The following is a 15834-nucleotide window of genomic DNA, read 5'->3' as shown; positions in this document are numbered from 1 at the left end:
CACAAGAAAAGCCTTTTTAGGAAGGTCGGACAAAATATATATAGAAATTTTCTAATACTTTTTCTTTAAGGTAAAAGAATGGATTTAAAATGCCCCTTATCTCTTCCTCTCTTCTGATTCCAATCATTAATATTACCTGTAATGTCTTTTTTTGCAGTTCTTTATAAATATTGGTGAGAACGGATGTTTTATTGGTCAAAAAGGCTATTTTCCATTTTATTAGTTGCATAATTATCAGCATCTTCAGCCATTTTTTTGCAAGATATTAAGTAGCTTTGGGGAATATTTTTTAATTATGGATAATTCACAAGTAAAAACTTTTGTCATTCACGTAAAAGGTGAAACGGAAAGAGAACGATCTATTAAAAATGAACTAAGCAAACAAAAAATAGAGGCGGAGTTTATTTTAGAGGGAAACAAGGAAGAAATCGATGACCAAATTCTGGAAAAATACTTTTCAGGAAAAATGAAAAAGAAGGAAAGTCGTACTTCATGCGCCTTAAAGCACCTCTTGGTTTATGAAAGAATGATTGAAAAGAATATTCCTTTAGCTCTGATTTTGGAAGATGATATTACTTTTTACTCCAATTTTAAGAAAATATTTCCAAAAGTACTGGAGGAAATAAAGCAAAGAGATCTTGAAAACTTTCTAATTTCCCTTGATGATTCCAACCTAAGGTATGTAAATGGAAGTGAAAAAAAGGCTGGCACCTTGTTATATCACAAAGATAGAAATCGGATGGCAGGAGCATATTTGATTGATTTAAAAACAGCAAAAGCTTTAATTAACTGTTGCTTAGAAGAAAAATGCTCTCTTGCCATTGATTGGTTTCATAATTATTGTACTGAAAAGGGTATTATTAACATTTATTGGTGTGAGCCGACAATATCTTGTCAGGGTAGCCTAAATGGGGATATGAGGTCTCTTATCGACAATAAAAAGGTAGGAAGTTACAGAAATATCACTTTTGGTCTTCGAAGGATTTACCGAAAGCTTATCTATAAATTTAGGTAAACCCAATTCCATTCATATAATTCATTGTGGGGAAAGTCTGCAGTCTTATAAATCACTTTTCTCTGCCTATATTATATAATGTAAATACAAATAGCCTTTTTTAGGGAATTATCCGCGGTAGAGGCTATTTGTATGTAGAATATTCTAAAGTTTAGCTCATACCTTTTAATGATTAATCTCCCTAATATAATCAATAAACTTTCGTATTAAATGTACACAGTCCTTACCTATTAATTTGAGAATTATTAAAAAAATCCCTAAGTAAACCTTGCTCTCACCCCAAATTGCAAGTAACGCATATCACTAGTAGCACCCATGGTGAGCGTATTAAGGCTCCAGAGAAGAAAACGAGATTTTAGCGAACTTTTTGGGTTAATTCCCTTTATCAATTCTATCTCCAACTTGCATGATTCCAACATCCTTTCCAAGCTTTTTTTGGTAAAAAACCGGAAATGAGTATAGTCCAAAATGCCTGCTTCCTTATATTGCCAGTCTTTTTTGATTAAAAATTCAATAGAATTATTAAGATATCGGACATTTGGAAGGGAACAGACCAAATATGCGTCTTTTTTTAAAGCTTTTTTGATCCTTCTTAAAAAGGCATCTGGATAGTTTAGATGTTCCAGAAAATCGTTGCAGATCAGGCAATCAAAATAATTATCAGGAAGTTGTTCAATCATTTCCAAAGCGTCACCGCAAAGAACACGATCCAACTTTCTTTCAGCTGAACGAATCGCATCTTCATCCAAATCAACTCCCCAGGATTCCGCCTTATATTTTTCCTTAATAAAACTGGAAAATCGCCCCTTTGCACAACCAAATTCAATGCAACGATGAATACTATTAGGGAGGAAATCAATCATCTCCTTTCGAAGTTGATCATAGTAAAATAATTCTTTTTCCATAGCAGAGAGAAATCAAGGAAGGTAAAATCAGGTCTCAAAGAGTTCCTGTCTGGAGATAACTACCTGTGTTGTACCTAACAACTTTTACTTGGGAATGTTCGAAAAAGGCGCAAATCCATTGCCTAATGGCATGTTTTTTTAGTATAAATGATATATTTATACCAATTTTATAGCACAATTTACGTTTAGCCCACAGAACCGGATTAAAAGGGTCGGGGAAGATAGCTCTCTAAAATTTTATAGAGAAACTAGACAAATTATTAAAATAATGGAATTCAGGATTTTTTTCAGTACTAGAAAAGAACATTCTGATTAGGGTTAATTGCAAAGATTATTTTAATAACCCACAAGTTTTTTGCTTCTGGGAAAAAGAGGTTGAGGTAAAGATTTTTGATATTTTTTGTTTGGGACACCCTGCTTTGATAAACCAATTACCAAAAACCGTGATCACATCATGAAAGTACTACATCTTAGTTCAGAAAAAAGTTGGAGAGGCGGAGAGCAACAAATATCCTATTTAATTGGAGAACTCGATAAAAGAGGAATTAAAAACTTTGTAGCCTGCCGAAAAGGCAGCCCTTTTGAGGATTTTTGTAGGGAAAATCATATTGCTTACAGGGCTTTTTCTTTCCGAAATCAATTCGATTTTTCCACTATCCTTGGGATCAAAAAATATTGCAAAGAAAATGAAATTGATCTGATTCACATGCATGCTCCCTCCTCACATGGAGCTGGTGTTCTTTCTCATCTTTTTGGCAATAAAGTTCCTCTAGTTTTAAGCAGAAGGGTAGATTTTCCTGTAAAACGTTCTTTATTTTCCCGTTTTAAATATAATTATGAAGGAATAGAGAAAATAATCTGTGTTTCGGAGAAAATAAAAAAAATAACCTCGGAAGCTATCCAAGATAAAAAGAAAGTTACAACTGTTCATAGCGGCATAGATTTAGATAAATTTTCCCAGGCAAATAACACCCTTTCTTTAAGAGAAAAATATCATATAAAGAAGGAAGAACTAATTATTGGTCAGATTGCAGCACTGGCTCCCCATAAAGGTTATTATACTTTTATTGACACCGCTGAATTGCTACTTAAGCAGGGATTGAAGGCAAAATTTTTCATTATTGGGGATGGAGCTTCAAAAGCCTCTATTGAGAAGTACATTGCTGAAAAGAACCTACAGGAACATTTTGTGTTAACTGGATTTCTAAATAACATTCCCACAATTCTTCCACAATTAGATATCTTTATGCTGACCTCTGAAATGGAAGGACTGGGCACTTCCATTCTGGATGCTATGGCCTGTCGGGTCCCCGTTGTAACCACTCGAGCAGGAGGAATACCTGAAATTGTACTTGATGAAAAAACTGGGCTTACAGCTGAGGTTAAAGATGCAAAAGGTCTTGCTAATCAGGTGTTTCGCCTGGCACGTGATCCAGAATTAATAAGACGCCTGGTTGAAAATGCCCATGACAATCTTAAGTACTTTACCAAAGAATATACTGCTTCCCAAACCCTAAAAATTTATCAAGAAGTGATTTAAGGTTGTTTAGAGCTTGTTTAACGTTTTTCACAGCTTTCAAAAAAGCTTATTCCTTAGCCGTAAATATTTTTCACTTGTACGGTGGACTCAAATGGTCTAACTATCTCAGTGCAATACCCTAATTCATTTGGGCGTTTTCTACATATGAACTTTTGCTGTTTTGCCCTTTACTTTTTTAGGTGAAGTGGAGCCAATTCAACTTTTTTCATTTAAAAATGCGTTTTAAATTTTTGACACATGAGACGCTTTTTGGGATTTGGGGTTTTCATTTTGTTTTTGCTTTACTTTAATTTTCAAGGAAAAGCAGTGGCCATGATTCAAAATGACCAAAATAATACGGATTACAGTACTCGACTGGAAGGCCAGGAAGTCATGCAGTTTGAGGAAGAAGGAATCACTTTTTTTATTTCCAGAAGAGGGGATCTTTATTTTAAATATCGGAAAATTTATTGTTGTGCAGATGATGGAAGAATCCTTTCCAGATCATTTAAAGGAAAGGATATTGATAGAGATTACAAAGGACGGGTAGAAAGAATAGGAAAAATTCCTATCTCACATGATTACCGAGGCCGGATTAACAAAATTGGTAAACTATCTATTTCTTACAATTATAACAATAAAATAGATCAAGTAGGTGATGTCCCTATTGATTACCAAATTGGGAGAGTTAGAGAAGTGGGACAAACAGAGGTTGACTATACTTATGGTAAGGTTTCAAAAATATGTCGCTCTCCTTTTTTTTAGTTTCAATTACTAATTTTTCTATCAGAAACGAATTTATTTCGAATGGTTTCTGAAATAAATACATAATTAAACTTTCAAGATCTTAATGGCCTTTAACATTTATTTAAGTATTTTTTTTAGATAAATCATAATTAAATTCTGCAAATTCGATCGTTTTAGAACACAAATCTTGTATATTCCCCTTTCGTACCTTTAAATAAGCCATTTAACCTAACCCAATTCTTTAATTTTGCAATATCTGTATCACTACCTTTTAACGGGTTGGATTTCTCTCGCCTTAATTCTTTTTCCTTTGCTATTAAAAATAAAGGTCCCTTATGGGAGACATACTCATTCGGGTTGGGGCCGAATGATAGACAACCGAAAGGCCTGGCTAATTATGGAAATACCAGCTCTCCTGATTTTTCCTTTTTTAGCATTAAGTGGTCCACAACAAAAAACGCCCCTTCTTTGGTTAATTTTAATATTATGGGTAGTTCACTATGGTAATCGTGTTTTTATTTTTCCCTTCCGTTTAAGAACACAAGGGAAAAAGATGCCTTTACTTATTCTCTTAATGGGCATATTTTTTAATGGCATAAACGGTTTTTTTAATGGTTATTTCCTGGGGTATTTATCCACACCTTTAATTAAGGAAGAAATTCTTTCTTACCATGTTCTCATTGGACTTTCTGTTTTTTTTGTCGGTATGATCATCAATCATGTTTCAGATCAACATCTAATTTCCTTACGCCAAGGGAAAGAAACCGGCTATAAAATTCCAAAAGGTTGGTTGTTCGAGTACGTGAGTTGTCCCAATCATTTAGGGGAAATCATCGAATGGTGGGGATTTTTCCTAATTTGCTTTTCCTTACCTGCTTTCTCTTTTGCTTTATGGTCAATGGTCAATTTAATTCCCAGAACTCTGGACCATCACCGTTGGTACAAAAATAATTTCTCTGATTACCCCGCTAACCGAAAAGCCGTGATTCCATTTCTTTGGTAAAAGAAATGAAATAAGTAAATGAAAGTTAAGAGCAGGTTCCAAATAAAGTAAAAAGAAATCACAAAAGTTTCAGTTTAAACAACACAAAGACTAACCCTCACAAATTGGCAGCCACTAAAATAATTACATTATTTAATCCTTAAGACCGCATAACACTTTCATTGGGCTAGAGTTTTACTTTCAGGAAACCTCATATTATTGGTATGCCTCAGAAGGAAGCAAAAGTTTACATCATTATTGTCAATTACAATGGCTGGCAAGATACAATTGAATGCCTGGAAAGCATATTCAATCAGGCCTATCAGCATTATCAAATTGTAGTAGTAGATAACTCTCCAACAGAATATTCCATCGAACAAATAAAATCCTGGCTTATAGGAGAAAACAAATATAAACTGGAATGCAACCTACCGAATTTAGTATACCCCCTTTCTCCCAAGCCCATTCCATTTCAATTTTTGGAGGAGAATGAAATCTTTGATGCAAACCTTTTGTATGAACAAATAATCCTTATTCGAACTAAAGCCAATAATGGATTTGCCCATGCCAACAATGTAGCTTTAAAGCTTCTACTATCAGTAAAATCTAATTTTTATGTATGGTTACTTAACAATGACACTGTTGTACATCCACTTGCTCTAAGGGAATTGGTTGCTGCCTTTGACTCCCAAAAGAAAACAGGCATTACAGGAAGCCAACTAAGGGAATACAAGGATCCCCAAAAGGTTCAACTACTTGCATCCCGCTACAACGAATGGCTTGGGAAATTAAAGCTATATAAAGATACAAGAGAAAGCCATTATCCTGCTGGTGCTTCTATGATGATATCGGATACTTTTTTAAAAAAAGTGGGATTAATGGAAGAAAGGTATTTTTTATATTTTGAAGAGCTGGATTGGGTAAAAAGAGGAAAGAAAAAAGGGCTTTGTGTTTCCATCAGAAAAGCCTCAAAAGTTTATCATAAAGGAAGTGCTACCATTGGGTCAAACAGCAAATTAGCAGATTTTTATTGGGTACGAAGTAGGATACTTTTTACACTAAAATTCAAACCATTGGCTTTACTATTGCTATATCCAGCATTTATACTGTTCGCCATCAACCGGATCAGAAGAAAACAATTTGATAGGATCCCCATGCTTTTTAAAATTTTACTTCATCCAAAAAAAATGCATCCTCGAGAATAAAGGATGCAATTTTTCAAAGACTTCCAAATACTAACCTAATTGCTAGATTACCTTTACTCGTCTGATATATTTCTTAAAAAAACTATCAATTTTCATTTTAATTACGCCAATTACAGCTTCATAAAAAATCCCTCCAGACATTTTAGATTCTCCCTTTGTACGATCTGTAAAAATAATAGGAACCTCCTTTATCTTGAACCCATATTTCCAGGCTGTAAATTTCATCTCAATTTGAAAGGCATATCCCACAAACTTTATTTTGTCCAAATCGATCGTTTCCAATACCTTTCTGTTATAGCATTTAAAACCTGCAGTACTATCTCTAATGGACATCCCCGTAATAAAGCGCACATAAGTACTGGCAAAATAGGACATTAAGACCCGTTCAATAGGCCAGTTCACCACATTCACTCCCGTTACATAGCGGGAACCAATAGACATATCATACCCTTCTTTTACGCAAGCAGCATGAAGCCTTATCAGGTCCTCTGGGTTATGAGAAAAATCCGCATCCATCTCAAAAATATACTCATATCCCTTTTCCAGAGCATATTTAAAACCATGAATATAAGCCGTTCCCAACCCAGACTTTTCCTTTCTTTCCAATAAATAAACACGATCCGGATAATCCTCTTGGAGACTTCGAACAATTTTCGCTGTTCCATCCGGAGAACTATCGTCCACCACCAAAACATGAAAAAGCTTTTCCAAAGACATTACTTTCCGAATAATAGCCTCAATATTTTCCTTTTCATTATAGGTAGGAATTACCACTAAACCGTCATTTGAACTAAGCATTAAAAATCAATTGATAATTTGAGTTAATTCAATATATAAAGTTAATTCGATATATAAATAATACCCCCCTGACATAAAAAAGTCTAAAATATCAGGAGAAATTTATAAATTTAGTTTTTGCATGAAGGGGCAAAAGCTTCAAATCTATCAATAAAAGCTAAAAACACAAAAACTAAGCAACAGGCCATCTTGGAAGTACTAGAAAAAAGCATTTTTAGAAATTAGCAATACTTAACAGTATTTCACTCATCATTTCTAATTATTTCCTATTTTGACTTATTGATAGCCCAATGTTTTTAACATGCTTTCACTGTGCTGTTCTTCACTAAAAAGCCAGGAATGTATCTTCCCATTTTCATCCCTATCAATAATTACATGTTTAGGTGAAGGAATAAGGCAATGTTGAATACCTCCATACCCTCCTAAAGATTCCTGGTAGGCCCCGGTATGGAAAAAGCCAATAAACAATTCGTCCTCTTCATGGTCACGTTTAGGCAAGAAAACTTCTGAAGAATGGGCTTCAGAGTTGTAATAATCCATGCTATCGCACGTAAGTCCACCCAGATTAACCTTATGGAAATGATTGCTCCACTTATTTAATGGCAAAAGTATATACTTTTGATTAACCCCCCAGATATCGGGCAAATGCGTAATAAAGGAGCCATCAATCATGTACCACAATTCTTTATCGTTTTGTAGCTTCTGCCCAAGGACGGAATATATGGTCGCACCACTTTCTCCCACTGTAAAAGTCCCAAATTCGGTCATGATGTGCGGAACAGGTGTATCATTTTTATCACAAATCCATTTAATATTTTCTATGATCTGATCCACCATATATTGAAAATCATATTCAAATTGGAGTGAAGATTTAATTGGAAAGCCTCCCCCAATGTCAATAGTATCCAATTCTGGACATACTTTCTTCAATTCACAATATTTATAAATAAACCGGCTTAACTCACTCCAATAATAAGCTGTATCCTTAATTCCTGTGTTTATAAAGAAATGCAACAGTTTAAGCTGTACTTTGGTGCCTTGAATATGATTTTGATAATAGGAGGTAATATCATTGTACCGAATCCCTAAACGAGAAGTATAAAACTCAAAATTAGGTTCCTCATCGGCTGCTACCCGAATTCCTATTTGGAAAGGGTGATTCACATTTTTTTCATATTCTGCCAGCTCTTTCAAATTATCAAGTACTGGAATACAGTTGGTAAAACCATCATTCAACAATTCGGTAATATATTGCTGATAAAGAGGCCGCTTATATCCATTACAAATAATAAAGATATTTTTATCTATTTTTCTCTTTTGATACAGGTGTTTGATAATCGAAATATCAAAAGCTGAAGAGGTCTCCAAATGAATATCATTTTTCAAACCTTCCTCTAAAATAAATTGGAAATGAGAAGACTTAGTACAGTAACAGTAGGTATAATTCCCCTTGTATTTGTATTTTTGCATGGCATTTTCAAAATACTTTTTCGCCAACTGTATCTTTTCCCCAATTTTGGGAAGATAGGTCAGTTTTAAAGGGGTGCCATATTTCTTAACAATGTCCATCAGGGGAACATCGTTAAAATGCAACTCATTATTCTCCACTCTCAATTCATCAGTCGGAAACTCAAAGGTCTGCTCAATGAGATCAATATAGCTTTTCATTGTCTATGCCATAAATTTGTTTTTGATAAAATAACTCGCAATTATCTGTTTTTTTCCGTTATAAAACAAAGGAGAAGATGGAGGCGTAATAAAATTTAGACTTTTTGACAGCAAAAAGGGAAATAGCTAATAATTCAATGCTCGAAAAAGAGGAAAGTATTTCTTTGATAGTTGTAAAATAATCCAACTTCAAAAAAAGGGGAAAAAACACCTTCAATTTTTTTCTTGACAAAAAGTATATACAATAATCAAGACAATAATTATCTTTAGCGCCTTTAGAAATATTGGTATAAAAAATATGGCTGACATAGAAACAGAAACTCTGGCTTTAAACGTAAAAAACGAAACCTCAAGACTAAATGCGGTGATTTTAGGTATTGCTAACGATTTCGGGGGCACCCCTTCTCTAACTGAGGCCTACGACCCTAAATCTAAGTTGCATATCAAAAATGGGACATTTCCTAAAGAAAAATCACTTATTTTAGAAATGGAAAAAGTGACAGAAGTTTTTAAAAAATATGATGTAAAAGTATTTCGCCCACAAAACATTAAAAACCTCAATCAGGTGTTTGCACGGGATCTGGGTTTTGTGATTGACAACAAATATGTACAACCCCATATCCTTAAAGACCGGGAAAAAGAGCAAGAAGGGGTAAAATATGTCCTTGAACAACTTTCTCCCGATCAATTACTAATTGCACCAGAAGATGTCCGAATTGAAGGTGGGGATGTAATGCCATGGGATGATTATATTTTCGTAGGATATTCCAAAGCAGAGGATTTTGAAAAATATGTCGTTTCCCGTACCAATGAGGCCGGAATTCAGTTTCTAAAGGATAATTTTCCAAACAGGAAGGTAAAAGCCTTTGAATTGAAAAAATCTGACATCGATCCTTATGAAAATGCCCTACATCTGGATTGTTGTTTCCAGCCAATCGGTAAAGATCAGGCCATCATTTATAAGGGAGGATTCAAAAATGAAGAAGATTTCGAGTTTTTGAAGAATTATTTCGGACAAGACAAGATCATTGAAATCACTAAAGAAGAAATGTACGAAATGAATTCTAACGTTTTTTCTATTTCTCCTGAAGTAATCATTAGCGATAAACGTTTTGTTCGCTTAAATAAGGAACTAGAAAAAAGGGGATTTCAAGTAGAAGCAGTCCCTTATGGAGAAGTAGCTAAAATGGAAGGTTTATTAAGATGTTCTACTCTTCCGTTGATAAGGAATTAAAAGTTTAGAGTGAAAAGTGAAGAGTTAAAAATTTGTACCTAATTGGTAATATTTCGTGATTTTCGCCAAGAGTTTCCAAAGAACATACTCTCAACCCCAGACTGAAACCCGGGGTTCGACATCAAAGCTTAAGGCTTAATTATTATTTATTCAAACGCTATTTTTTAACACTTTAATAAAATGAGTAAGCAAATTACCTCCACCATAATGATGATCCGGCCGGTAAGTTTCAGGTACAATGAACAAACAGCCGTAAATAATTATTATCAAAAAGTTTTAGATAATATGAGCCCTCAGGAGGCTAATGCCAAGGCTCAGCAGGAATTCGATACCTTTGTCTCCAAATTAAGAGGAGTAGGCGTGCAAGTAGTTGTTGTAAATGACACCAAGGAACCTGACACCCCAGACTCCATATTTCCCAACAACTGGGTATCTTTTCATGCCGATGGCCGTGTTGCATTATACCCCATGTATGCAGAGAATCGTCGGTTGGAACGAAGAAAAGATATACTTCAAAACTTAAAAGAAAAAGGTTACGAACTCCATGAGGTCATTGATTTCAGTGGTTATGAGGCTGAAGATATCTTCCTGGAAGGTACTGGAAGTTTAATCTTAGACCGGGAAAATAAAATTGCTTATGCGGCACTTTCCTTGCGAACAGATGCAAAAATACTGGATGAATTCTGCGAGAAATTTGAATATAAGGCGGTCACTTTTACAGCAAACCAAACGGTTGAAGGAAAACGTCTACCGATTTACCACACAAACGTGATGATGTGTGTGGCAGACCAGTTTGCAATACTTTGTGCCGACTCCATCGATGATGATGAAGAAAGAAGGAAAGTGATTGATACCTTGGAAAGTTCTAATAAAAAAGTAATCTTCATTTCCGAAGAACAAAAGCATCAATTTGCAGGAAATATGTTACAGGTGGCAAATGAAAATGGAGAAAAATTTTTGGTCATGTCTGGTGCAGCTTATAAATCCCTAACTCCTGATCAAATTAAGGAAATTGAATCCTTCTGTCCTATTTTACACAGCTCTTTGGACACAATAGAAGCTTGTGGTGGAGGAAGTGCTCGTTGTATGATGGCCGAAGTTTTCTTACCAAAAAAATAAATATAGAAGTAATTATCTAAAGTGAAGAGTTCATTTCCTAGGGGAATGAACTCTTTTTTATGTAATTTTGCACACTGCTGATTAAATTTTAAAATGACCAAGGCTATATCTCTAAAATATATAGGCCCTTATCTTTTTAACTTTTAGAAAATCGGACTTCACAAATGCTAGCAATAGAAACTTCATTGCTTATAACCATTCAGAAAAAATGTTATTAGAGAAGCAGCTAACAGAAAAAGTAAAAGACGGATTTAAAGAAATCTTTGGAGGAGAGCTTCAGGATAATCAAATACAATTTCAAAAAACCCGAAAGGAATTTGAGGGAGACTGCACCTTAGTAGTATTTCCTTTTGTCAAACAGGCAAAAAAGTCCCCCCAACAAACGGCAGAGCTCGTAGGCCAATACCTTCAGGAGCACATGCCTGAAATCACAGCCTTTAATGTGGTAAAAGGCTTTCTGAACCTTGTCATTGGAGATAAGGTATGGTTGAAACAATTTAAAACCCTATATAGAGACGAACATTTTGGCTTCTTTCCTGCTAAGGACCAAAAAGTGATGGTGGAATACTCTTCCCCAAATACCAATAAACCCCTTCACCTAGGGCACTTAAGAAACAACTTCCTGGGTTTTTCTGTAGCAAATATTTTGAAAGCCTACGGTTATGATGTTGTAAAAGTCAATCTTGTAAACGATCGGGGCGTTCACATCTGTAAATCCATGCTGGCCTATCAAAAATTTGGGCAAGAAGAAACTCCTAAATCCTCTGGTATTAAAGGAGATCACCTGATTGGAAAATATTACGTTCGATTCGACCAAGAATACAAAAAAGAAGTAAAGGCTCTAGTAGCAGAAGGAAAAACAGAAGAGGAAGCCAAAAAGCAGGCTCCTCTAATGGTGGAGACCCAGGAGATGTTAAAAAATTGGGAAAAAGGTGATCCTGAAACCGTGGCCTTATGGGAAAAGATGAATGGCTGGGTTTATGAGGGCTTTGATGAAACCTACCGTACCATGGGCGTGGATTTTGATAAGATCTATAAAGAGTCAGAGACCTACCTTTTAGGTAAGGATATGGTGGAAGAAGGACTTCAAAAGGAAGTTTTTTATAAAAAAGAAGACGGTTCGGTTTGGGGTGACCTAGTTTCTGAAGGCCTGGACAATAAATTAGTCCTTCGTGCCGATGGCACCTCAGTATACATGACCCAAGATATGGGAACGGCTGATCTTAAATACAAAGATTATGGATGTGAAAAATCCATTTATGTTGTAGGTAATGAGCAGGACTATCACTTTTCCGTTCTTTTCAAATTATTAAAGCGATTGGGTAGACCTTATGCGGAAGGTATGTACCATCTTTCTTATGGAATGGTCGATTTACCAACTGGAAAGATGAAATCCAGAGAGGGGACGGTTGTAGATGCAGACGACCTTATGAAGGAAATGTTCAAAACTGCTGAACTACATACTAAGGAATTAGGAAAAATAGAAGGTTTTTCGCAGGAGGAAGCACAGAAGCTTTATAAAACCCTTGGTTTGGGAGCCCTAAAATATTTCCTTTTGAAGGTAGAGCCTAAAAAACGTATGCTTTTCGATCCAAAAGAATCAATTGAGTTTCAAGGACACACTGGTCCTTTCATACAGTATACCCATGCACGGATTTCTGCTATCCTAAGAAAGGCTCATCAATTGGGATATGATCCACGAGAAGAATCATTGGAAAAAATAGAGCACCTCCATGCAAGTGAAAAATCAGTAGTTCGTCTCCTCAATGATTTTCCAGAAAAAATAAAAGAAGCAGCGGAGGGATACTCTCCTTCTGTTATTGCCAATTATGCCTACGACCTGGCCAAAGAATATAACAGTTTTTATGCAGCTGTTTCTATTTTCAACGAAGAAAATAAAGATGCACTTCGTTTTAGAATAGCATTTTCAGAAGCCGTTGCCAAAACCTTACGAAAAACTATGGGGCTTCTGGGAATTGACTTGCCGGAAAGAATGTAATTTTCCGTTAAAAGTTAAGAGTGTAAAGAGAATCAAAACTTTAATTATCGACCTTTTCATTAAGTTTTTAACTCTACACTCTTAACTTTCTAAAATCCTCCTCCTTATGAAAAGTTTATTCGACTTTAAATTAAAAGCCATAGACGGCCAAACTGTTGACCTTTCGCAATTTAAAGGAAAGAAAGTTCTAATCGTTAATGTGGCCTCCAAATGTGGTTTTACCCCACAATATGCCGACTTGGAGGCTTTATATCAACAACATTCCAATAAAGTGGCAGTGCTTGCCTTTCCTTCAAATGATTTTGGCAGCCAAGAACCTGGAAGCAATAAAGAAATCCAACAATTTTGTCAAAGGAATTACAAAATCAGCTTTCCCCTATTTGAAAAAATTTCGGTAGTGGGTGATTCTATGCATCCTCTTTTTAGATGGTTAACAAACACATCCGGTCATAAACCCAACTGGAACTTTTGTAAATACCTAATAGATGAGAAGGGCCAGGTTATGAAATTCTATCCTTCCACTGCTAATCCATTTGAAATATTTGAGGATATGGATTTATCAAAAACCAAATAATGCCTTTAAAGGAACATATTTTGAATATTCTATCCCAAACCGTAATTTTGCCAGGAAATTACAGATACGGAAATAATTAATTGGAAGATTTTGACCCACTTCTTCACCACCGGACTGTCAATCAAATTTTATTCATTTAGGTATTTTTCCGAAAATGAAAAATTTCGGAAAGTGCAATACAATTTTTTCGACTATTGGAAAGTAAAACGAAAATCTGGATAAAAGCCTTTCGCTTGAGAACTCTACCATTGGCCCTGGCAAGCATCGGCATGGGAAGTTTTCTTGCTGCAGCGGAAGGAAAGTTTAATGGAGCAATATTTTCTCTTTGTGCCCTTACGACAATTTTCCTTCAAATTTTGTCAAATCTTGCGAACGACTATGGGGACAGTGTACACGGGGCCGATAACAAGGATAGAAAAGGTCCGATTCGTACTGTTCAATCCGGACAAATCAGCCATGGACAAATGAAAACGTCAATTTTCATTTTTTCCGGCTTATCACTTATCAGCGGATTAGGATTGATTTATATCTCTGTGGGATTGAATTTACAAGTGTTCCTATTCTTTTTGGGATTGGGAATAATGTCCATTATTGCTGCCATCACTTACACCTCAGGAAAAATTCCATATGGCTATAAAGGTTTAGGAGACATTTCTGTACTTATTTTTTTCGGCCTTGTTGGCGTAATGGGATCATATTATTTATATGCCTTTACCTTGCCACTCTCTTTTTTCCTACCAGCATTGAGTTGTGGCTTATTCTCCACAGCAGTTTTAAACCTCAATAATATCCGAGATATAGAATCAGACAAAAAAGCAGGCAAATTTTCTATTCCGGTACGTATTGGACGAAAAAATGCCGTTATCTATCATTGGGCACTTCTTTTGGGCGGATTGAGCTGTGCTTTACTTTTTGTAGTTCTCAATTTCCAATCCTACTATCAATTAATATTTTTAGGGACCTTACCCCTACTTTTGCGCAATGGAAAGGCAGTTAGCCATCAAAAAGATTCCTTAAAACTTGATCCCTACTTAAAACAAATGGCCTTAACCACCCTATTGTTTGCAATAACCTTTGGTTTGGGAATGCTCATAAGCTAAAGATTCTTTGAAAGGGGATACTAAGAAAATTAGGCAAGCGTTTTTTTTCTTAAAAATAATAATGTGAAAATTATTAAACACCCAAGAATAAAATAGCAGTCTTTAACTTTAATAAAGGCCCAAAATTTCAAATTGGGGTAATTTAAAATCAATTATTTTTTTTAAAAAGTAGTTTGTTATTAATTTGTCAATCATAAAATCCCTAAACGATTAGAAAGGTGAAAACTAAAGTTGAACAAAACATATCTTGCCTAAATTGTGCCAGCCGAAAAGATTCTCTCTTTGGTGATTTAGAAGAATGTGACCTGGAAATTTTAAGCCAAAATAAAAGTTGTGTCACTTACAAAAAAGGACAGACCTTATTTTACGAGGGAACAAGACCATTAGGCCTATACTGTATCAATGCGGGGAAAGTCAAGGTATACAAGAGTAGCGCACAGGGAAAAGAACAGATCATACACTTATGCAAAGCCGGCGACTTTTTAGGATACAGAGCTCTACTAGGTGAAGAGTTTTATGTAGCTTCTGCTACCGTTTTGGAAGAAGCAAAAGTCTGTTTTATTCCGAAAGAAGATTTTATCACAATTCTTAATTCTAACCCTGCTTTCTTTAGTCGAATGATTAAAGCAGTTTGTAAGGAAATGGGCGTAATGGAAGACAAAATCGCTGACCTTGCCCAAAAGTCAGTAAGGGAAAGACTCGCCACCACCCTCCTCATGCTCAAAGAATCTTATGGAATGGAAGGAGAAGATGATGGCCATTTGATTGATATTGCATTGTCTAGAGAAGATATTGCTAACATTGTAGGAACTGCTACTGAAACGGTTATTCGATTACTTTCAGACTTTAAAAAAGATGGTCTGATCAATTTTGAAAAGAAAAAAATTCGGGTGCTCGAAGCTAAACAATTAGCTCGTGTAGCAGATTTTTATGGTTAATCATTAAAAATTATTTCTCTGATTCAATAAA

Annotated in this window: 14 protein-coding genes; 11 read left to right on the top strand and 3 right to left on the bottom strand. The window is 35.3% G+C overall.

All coding sequences use genetic code 11. The features are described 5' to 3' along the window. The first annotated feature begins 295 nt into the window (after window positions 1-295). The gene (locus tag E1171_RS20010; RefSeq protein ID WP_155207838.1) at window positions 296-1015 is read left to right on the top strand and encodes a glycosyltransferase family 25 protein; all 720 of its coding nucleotides are present in this window, start codon (window positions 296-298) and stop codon (window positions 1013-1015) included. 257 nt (window positions 1016-1272) lie between these two features. Here E1171_RS20010 and E1171_RS20005 read toward each other — a convergent pair whose 3' ends face one another. Beyond that, window positions 1273-1920, bottom strand: coding sequence for a class I SAM-dependent methyltransferase (locus E1171_RS20005; RefSeq protein ID WP_155207837.1), 648 nt, complete (start codon window positions 1918-1920; stop codon window positions 1273-1275). Between the two features lie 454 nt (window positions 1921-2374). Between E1171_RS20005 and E1171_RS20000 the strand changes: the two genes are divergently transcribed. The 4 genes from E1171_RS20000 (at window position 2375) to E1171_RS19985 (ending at window position 6373) form a co-directional block, all read left to right on the top strand. Further along, window positions 2375-3460 carry a glycosyltransferase family 4 protein gene (locus tag E1171_RS20000; protein WP_155207836.1) on the top strand — a complete coding sequence of 362 codons (1086 nt, stop codon included), beginning with the start codon at window positions 2375-2377 and terminating at the stop codon, window positions 3458-3460. Window positions 3461-3697: 237 nt separating this feature from the next. After that, window positions 3698-4204, top strand: coding sequence for a hypothetical protein (locus E1171_RS19995; RefSeq protein WP_155207835.1), 507 nt, complete (start codon window positions 3698-3700; stop codon window positions 4202-4204). A gap of 229 nt (window positions 4205-4433) precedes the next feature. Next, window positions 4434-5189: a DUF1295 domain-containing protein gene (locus E1171_RS19990; protein ID WP_155207834.1), complete on the top strand. Its 756-nt coding sequence runs from the start codon at window positions 4434-4436 to the stop codon at window positions 5187-5189. A gap of 203 nt (window positions 5190-5392) precedes the next feature. Next, a complete protein-coding gene (locus E1171_RS19985; RefSeq protein WP_155207833.1) occupies window positions 5393-6373 on the top strand; it encodes a glycosyltransferase family 2 protein in 981 nt (326 codons plus the stop codon). Window positions 6374-6415: 42 nt separating this feature from the next. Here E1171_RS19985 and E1171_RS19980 read toward each other — a convergent pair whose 3' ends face one another. Together E1171_RS19980 and E1171_RS19975 are read right to left on the bottom strand one after the other, a co-directional pair. Beyond that, window positions 6416-7171 (bottom strand): polyprenol monophosphomannose synthase, encoded by a 756-nt coding sequence (locus E1171_RS19980; RefSeq protein ID WP_155207832.1) that lies wholly within the window; start codon window positions 7169-7171, stop codon window positions 6416-6418. A 276-nt stretch (window positions 7172-7447) separates the two neighbouring features. Beyond that, entirely contained in the window at window positions 7448-8839 is a 1392-nt protein-coding gene (locus E1171_RS19975) for a type III PLP-dependent enzyme domain-containing protein (RefSeq protein ID WP_155207831.1), read from the bottom strand. Window positions 8840-9137: 298 nt separating this feature from the next. Here E1171_RS19975 and E1171_RS19970 point away from each other — a divergent pair, with 298 nt between their 5' ends. From E1171_RS19970 to E1171_RS19945, 6 genes are all read left to right on the top strand, one after another. Further along, complete coding sequence (locus tag E1171_RS19970) at window positions 9138-10073, top strand: dimethylarginine dimethylaminohydrolase family protein (RefSeq protein ID WP_155207830.1); 936 nt, start codon at window positions 9138-9140, stop codon at window positions 10071-10073. 180 nt (window positions 10074-10253) lie between these two features. Then, the gene (gene ctlX / locus E1171_RS19965) at window positions 10254-11192 is read left to right on the top strand and encodes a citrulline utilization hydrolase CtlX (protein WP_222931552.1); all 939 of its coding nucleotides are present in this window, start codon (window positions 10254-10256) and stop codon (window positions 11190-11192) included. Between the two features lie 208 nt (window positions 11193-11400). After that, entirely contained in the window at window positions 11401-13191 is a 1791-nt protein-coding gene (gene argS, locus E1171_RS19960; protein ID WP_155207829.1) for an arginine--tRNA ligase, read from the top strand. 106 nt (window positions 13192-13297) lie between these two features. Beyond that, on the top strand, window positions 13298-13765 hold the full coding sequence (locus E1171_RS19955) for a glutathione peroxidase (protein WP_155207828.1): 468 nt from the start codon (window positions 13298-13300) through the stop codon (window positions 13763-13765). 194 nt (window positions 13766-13959) lie between these two features. Further along, entirely contained in the window at window positions 13960-14865 is a 906-nt protein-coding gene (locus E1171_RS19950) for a 1,4-dihydroxy-2-naphthoate polyprenyltransferase (protein WP_155207827.1), read from the top strand. Between the two features lie 218 nt (window positions 14866-15083). After that, window positions 15084-15803 carry a cyclic nucleotide-binding domain-containing protein gene (locus tag E1171_RS19945; RefSeq protein ID WP_187696551.1) on the top strand — a complete coding sequence of 240 codons (720 nt, stop codon included), beginning with the start codon at window positions 15084-15086 and terminating at the stop codon, window positions 15801-15803. Window positions 15804-15834: the final 31 nt, after the last annotated feature.

Origin of the sequence: Xanthovirga aplysinae (genome assembly GCF_009711365.1) — a bacterium.
Lineage (GTDB): Bacteria > Bacteroidota > Bacteroidia > Cytophagales > Cyclobacteriaceae > Xanthovirga > Xanthovirga aplysinae.
This window is presented reverse-complemented; position numbering and strand designations above follow the sequence as displayed.

Coding starts and splice junctions, on each gene's coding strand:
- E1171_RS20010 (WP_155207838.1), top strand. CDS start 296: ATGGATAATTCACAAGTAAAAACTTTTGTCATTCACGTAAAAGGTGAA.
- E1171_RS20005 (WP_155207837.1), bottom strand. CDS start 1,920: ATGGAAAAAGAATTATTTTACTATGATCAACTTCGAAAGGAGATGATT.
- E1171_RS20000 (WP_155207836.1), top strand. CDS start 2,375: ATGAAAGTACTACATCTTAGTTCAGAAAAAAGTTGGAGAGGCGGAGAG.
- E1171_RS19995 (WP_155207835.1), top strand. CDS start 3,698: ATGAGACGCTTTTTGGGATTTGGGGTTTTCATTTTGTTTTTGCTTTAC.
- E1171_RS19985 (WP_155207833.1), top strand. CDS start 5,393: ATGCCTCAGAAGGAAGCAAAAGTTTACATCATTATTGTCAATTACAAT.
- E1171_RS19980 (WP_155207832.1), bottom strand. CDS start 7,171: ATGCTTAGTTCAAATGACGGTTTAGTGGTAATTCCTACCTATAATGAA.
- E1171_RS19975 (WP_155207831.1), bottom strand. CDS start 8,839: ATGAAAAGCTATATTGATCTCATTGAGCAGACCTTTGAGTTTCCGACT.
- E1171_RS19970 (WP_155207830.1), top strand. CDS start 9,138: ATGGCTGACATAGAAACAGAAACTCTGGCTTTAAACGTAAAAAACGAA.
- ctlX (WP_222931552.1), top strand. CDS start 10,254: ATGAGTAAGCAAATTACCTCCACCATAATGATGATCCGGCCGGTAAGT.
- argS (WP_155207829.1), top strand. CDS start 11,401: ATGTTATTAGAGAAGCAGCTAACAGAAAAAGTAAAAGACGGATTTAAA.
- E1171_RS19955 (WP_155207828.1), top strand. CDS start 13,298: ATGAAAAGTTTATTCGACTTTAAATTAAAAGCCATAGACGGCCAAACT.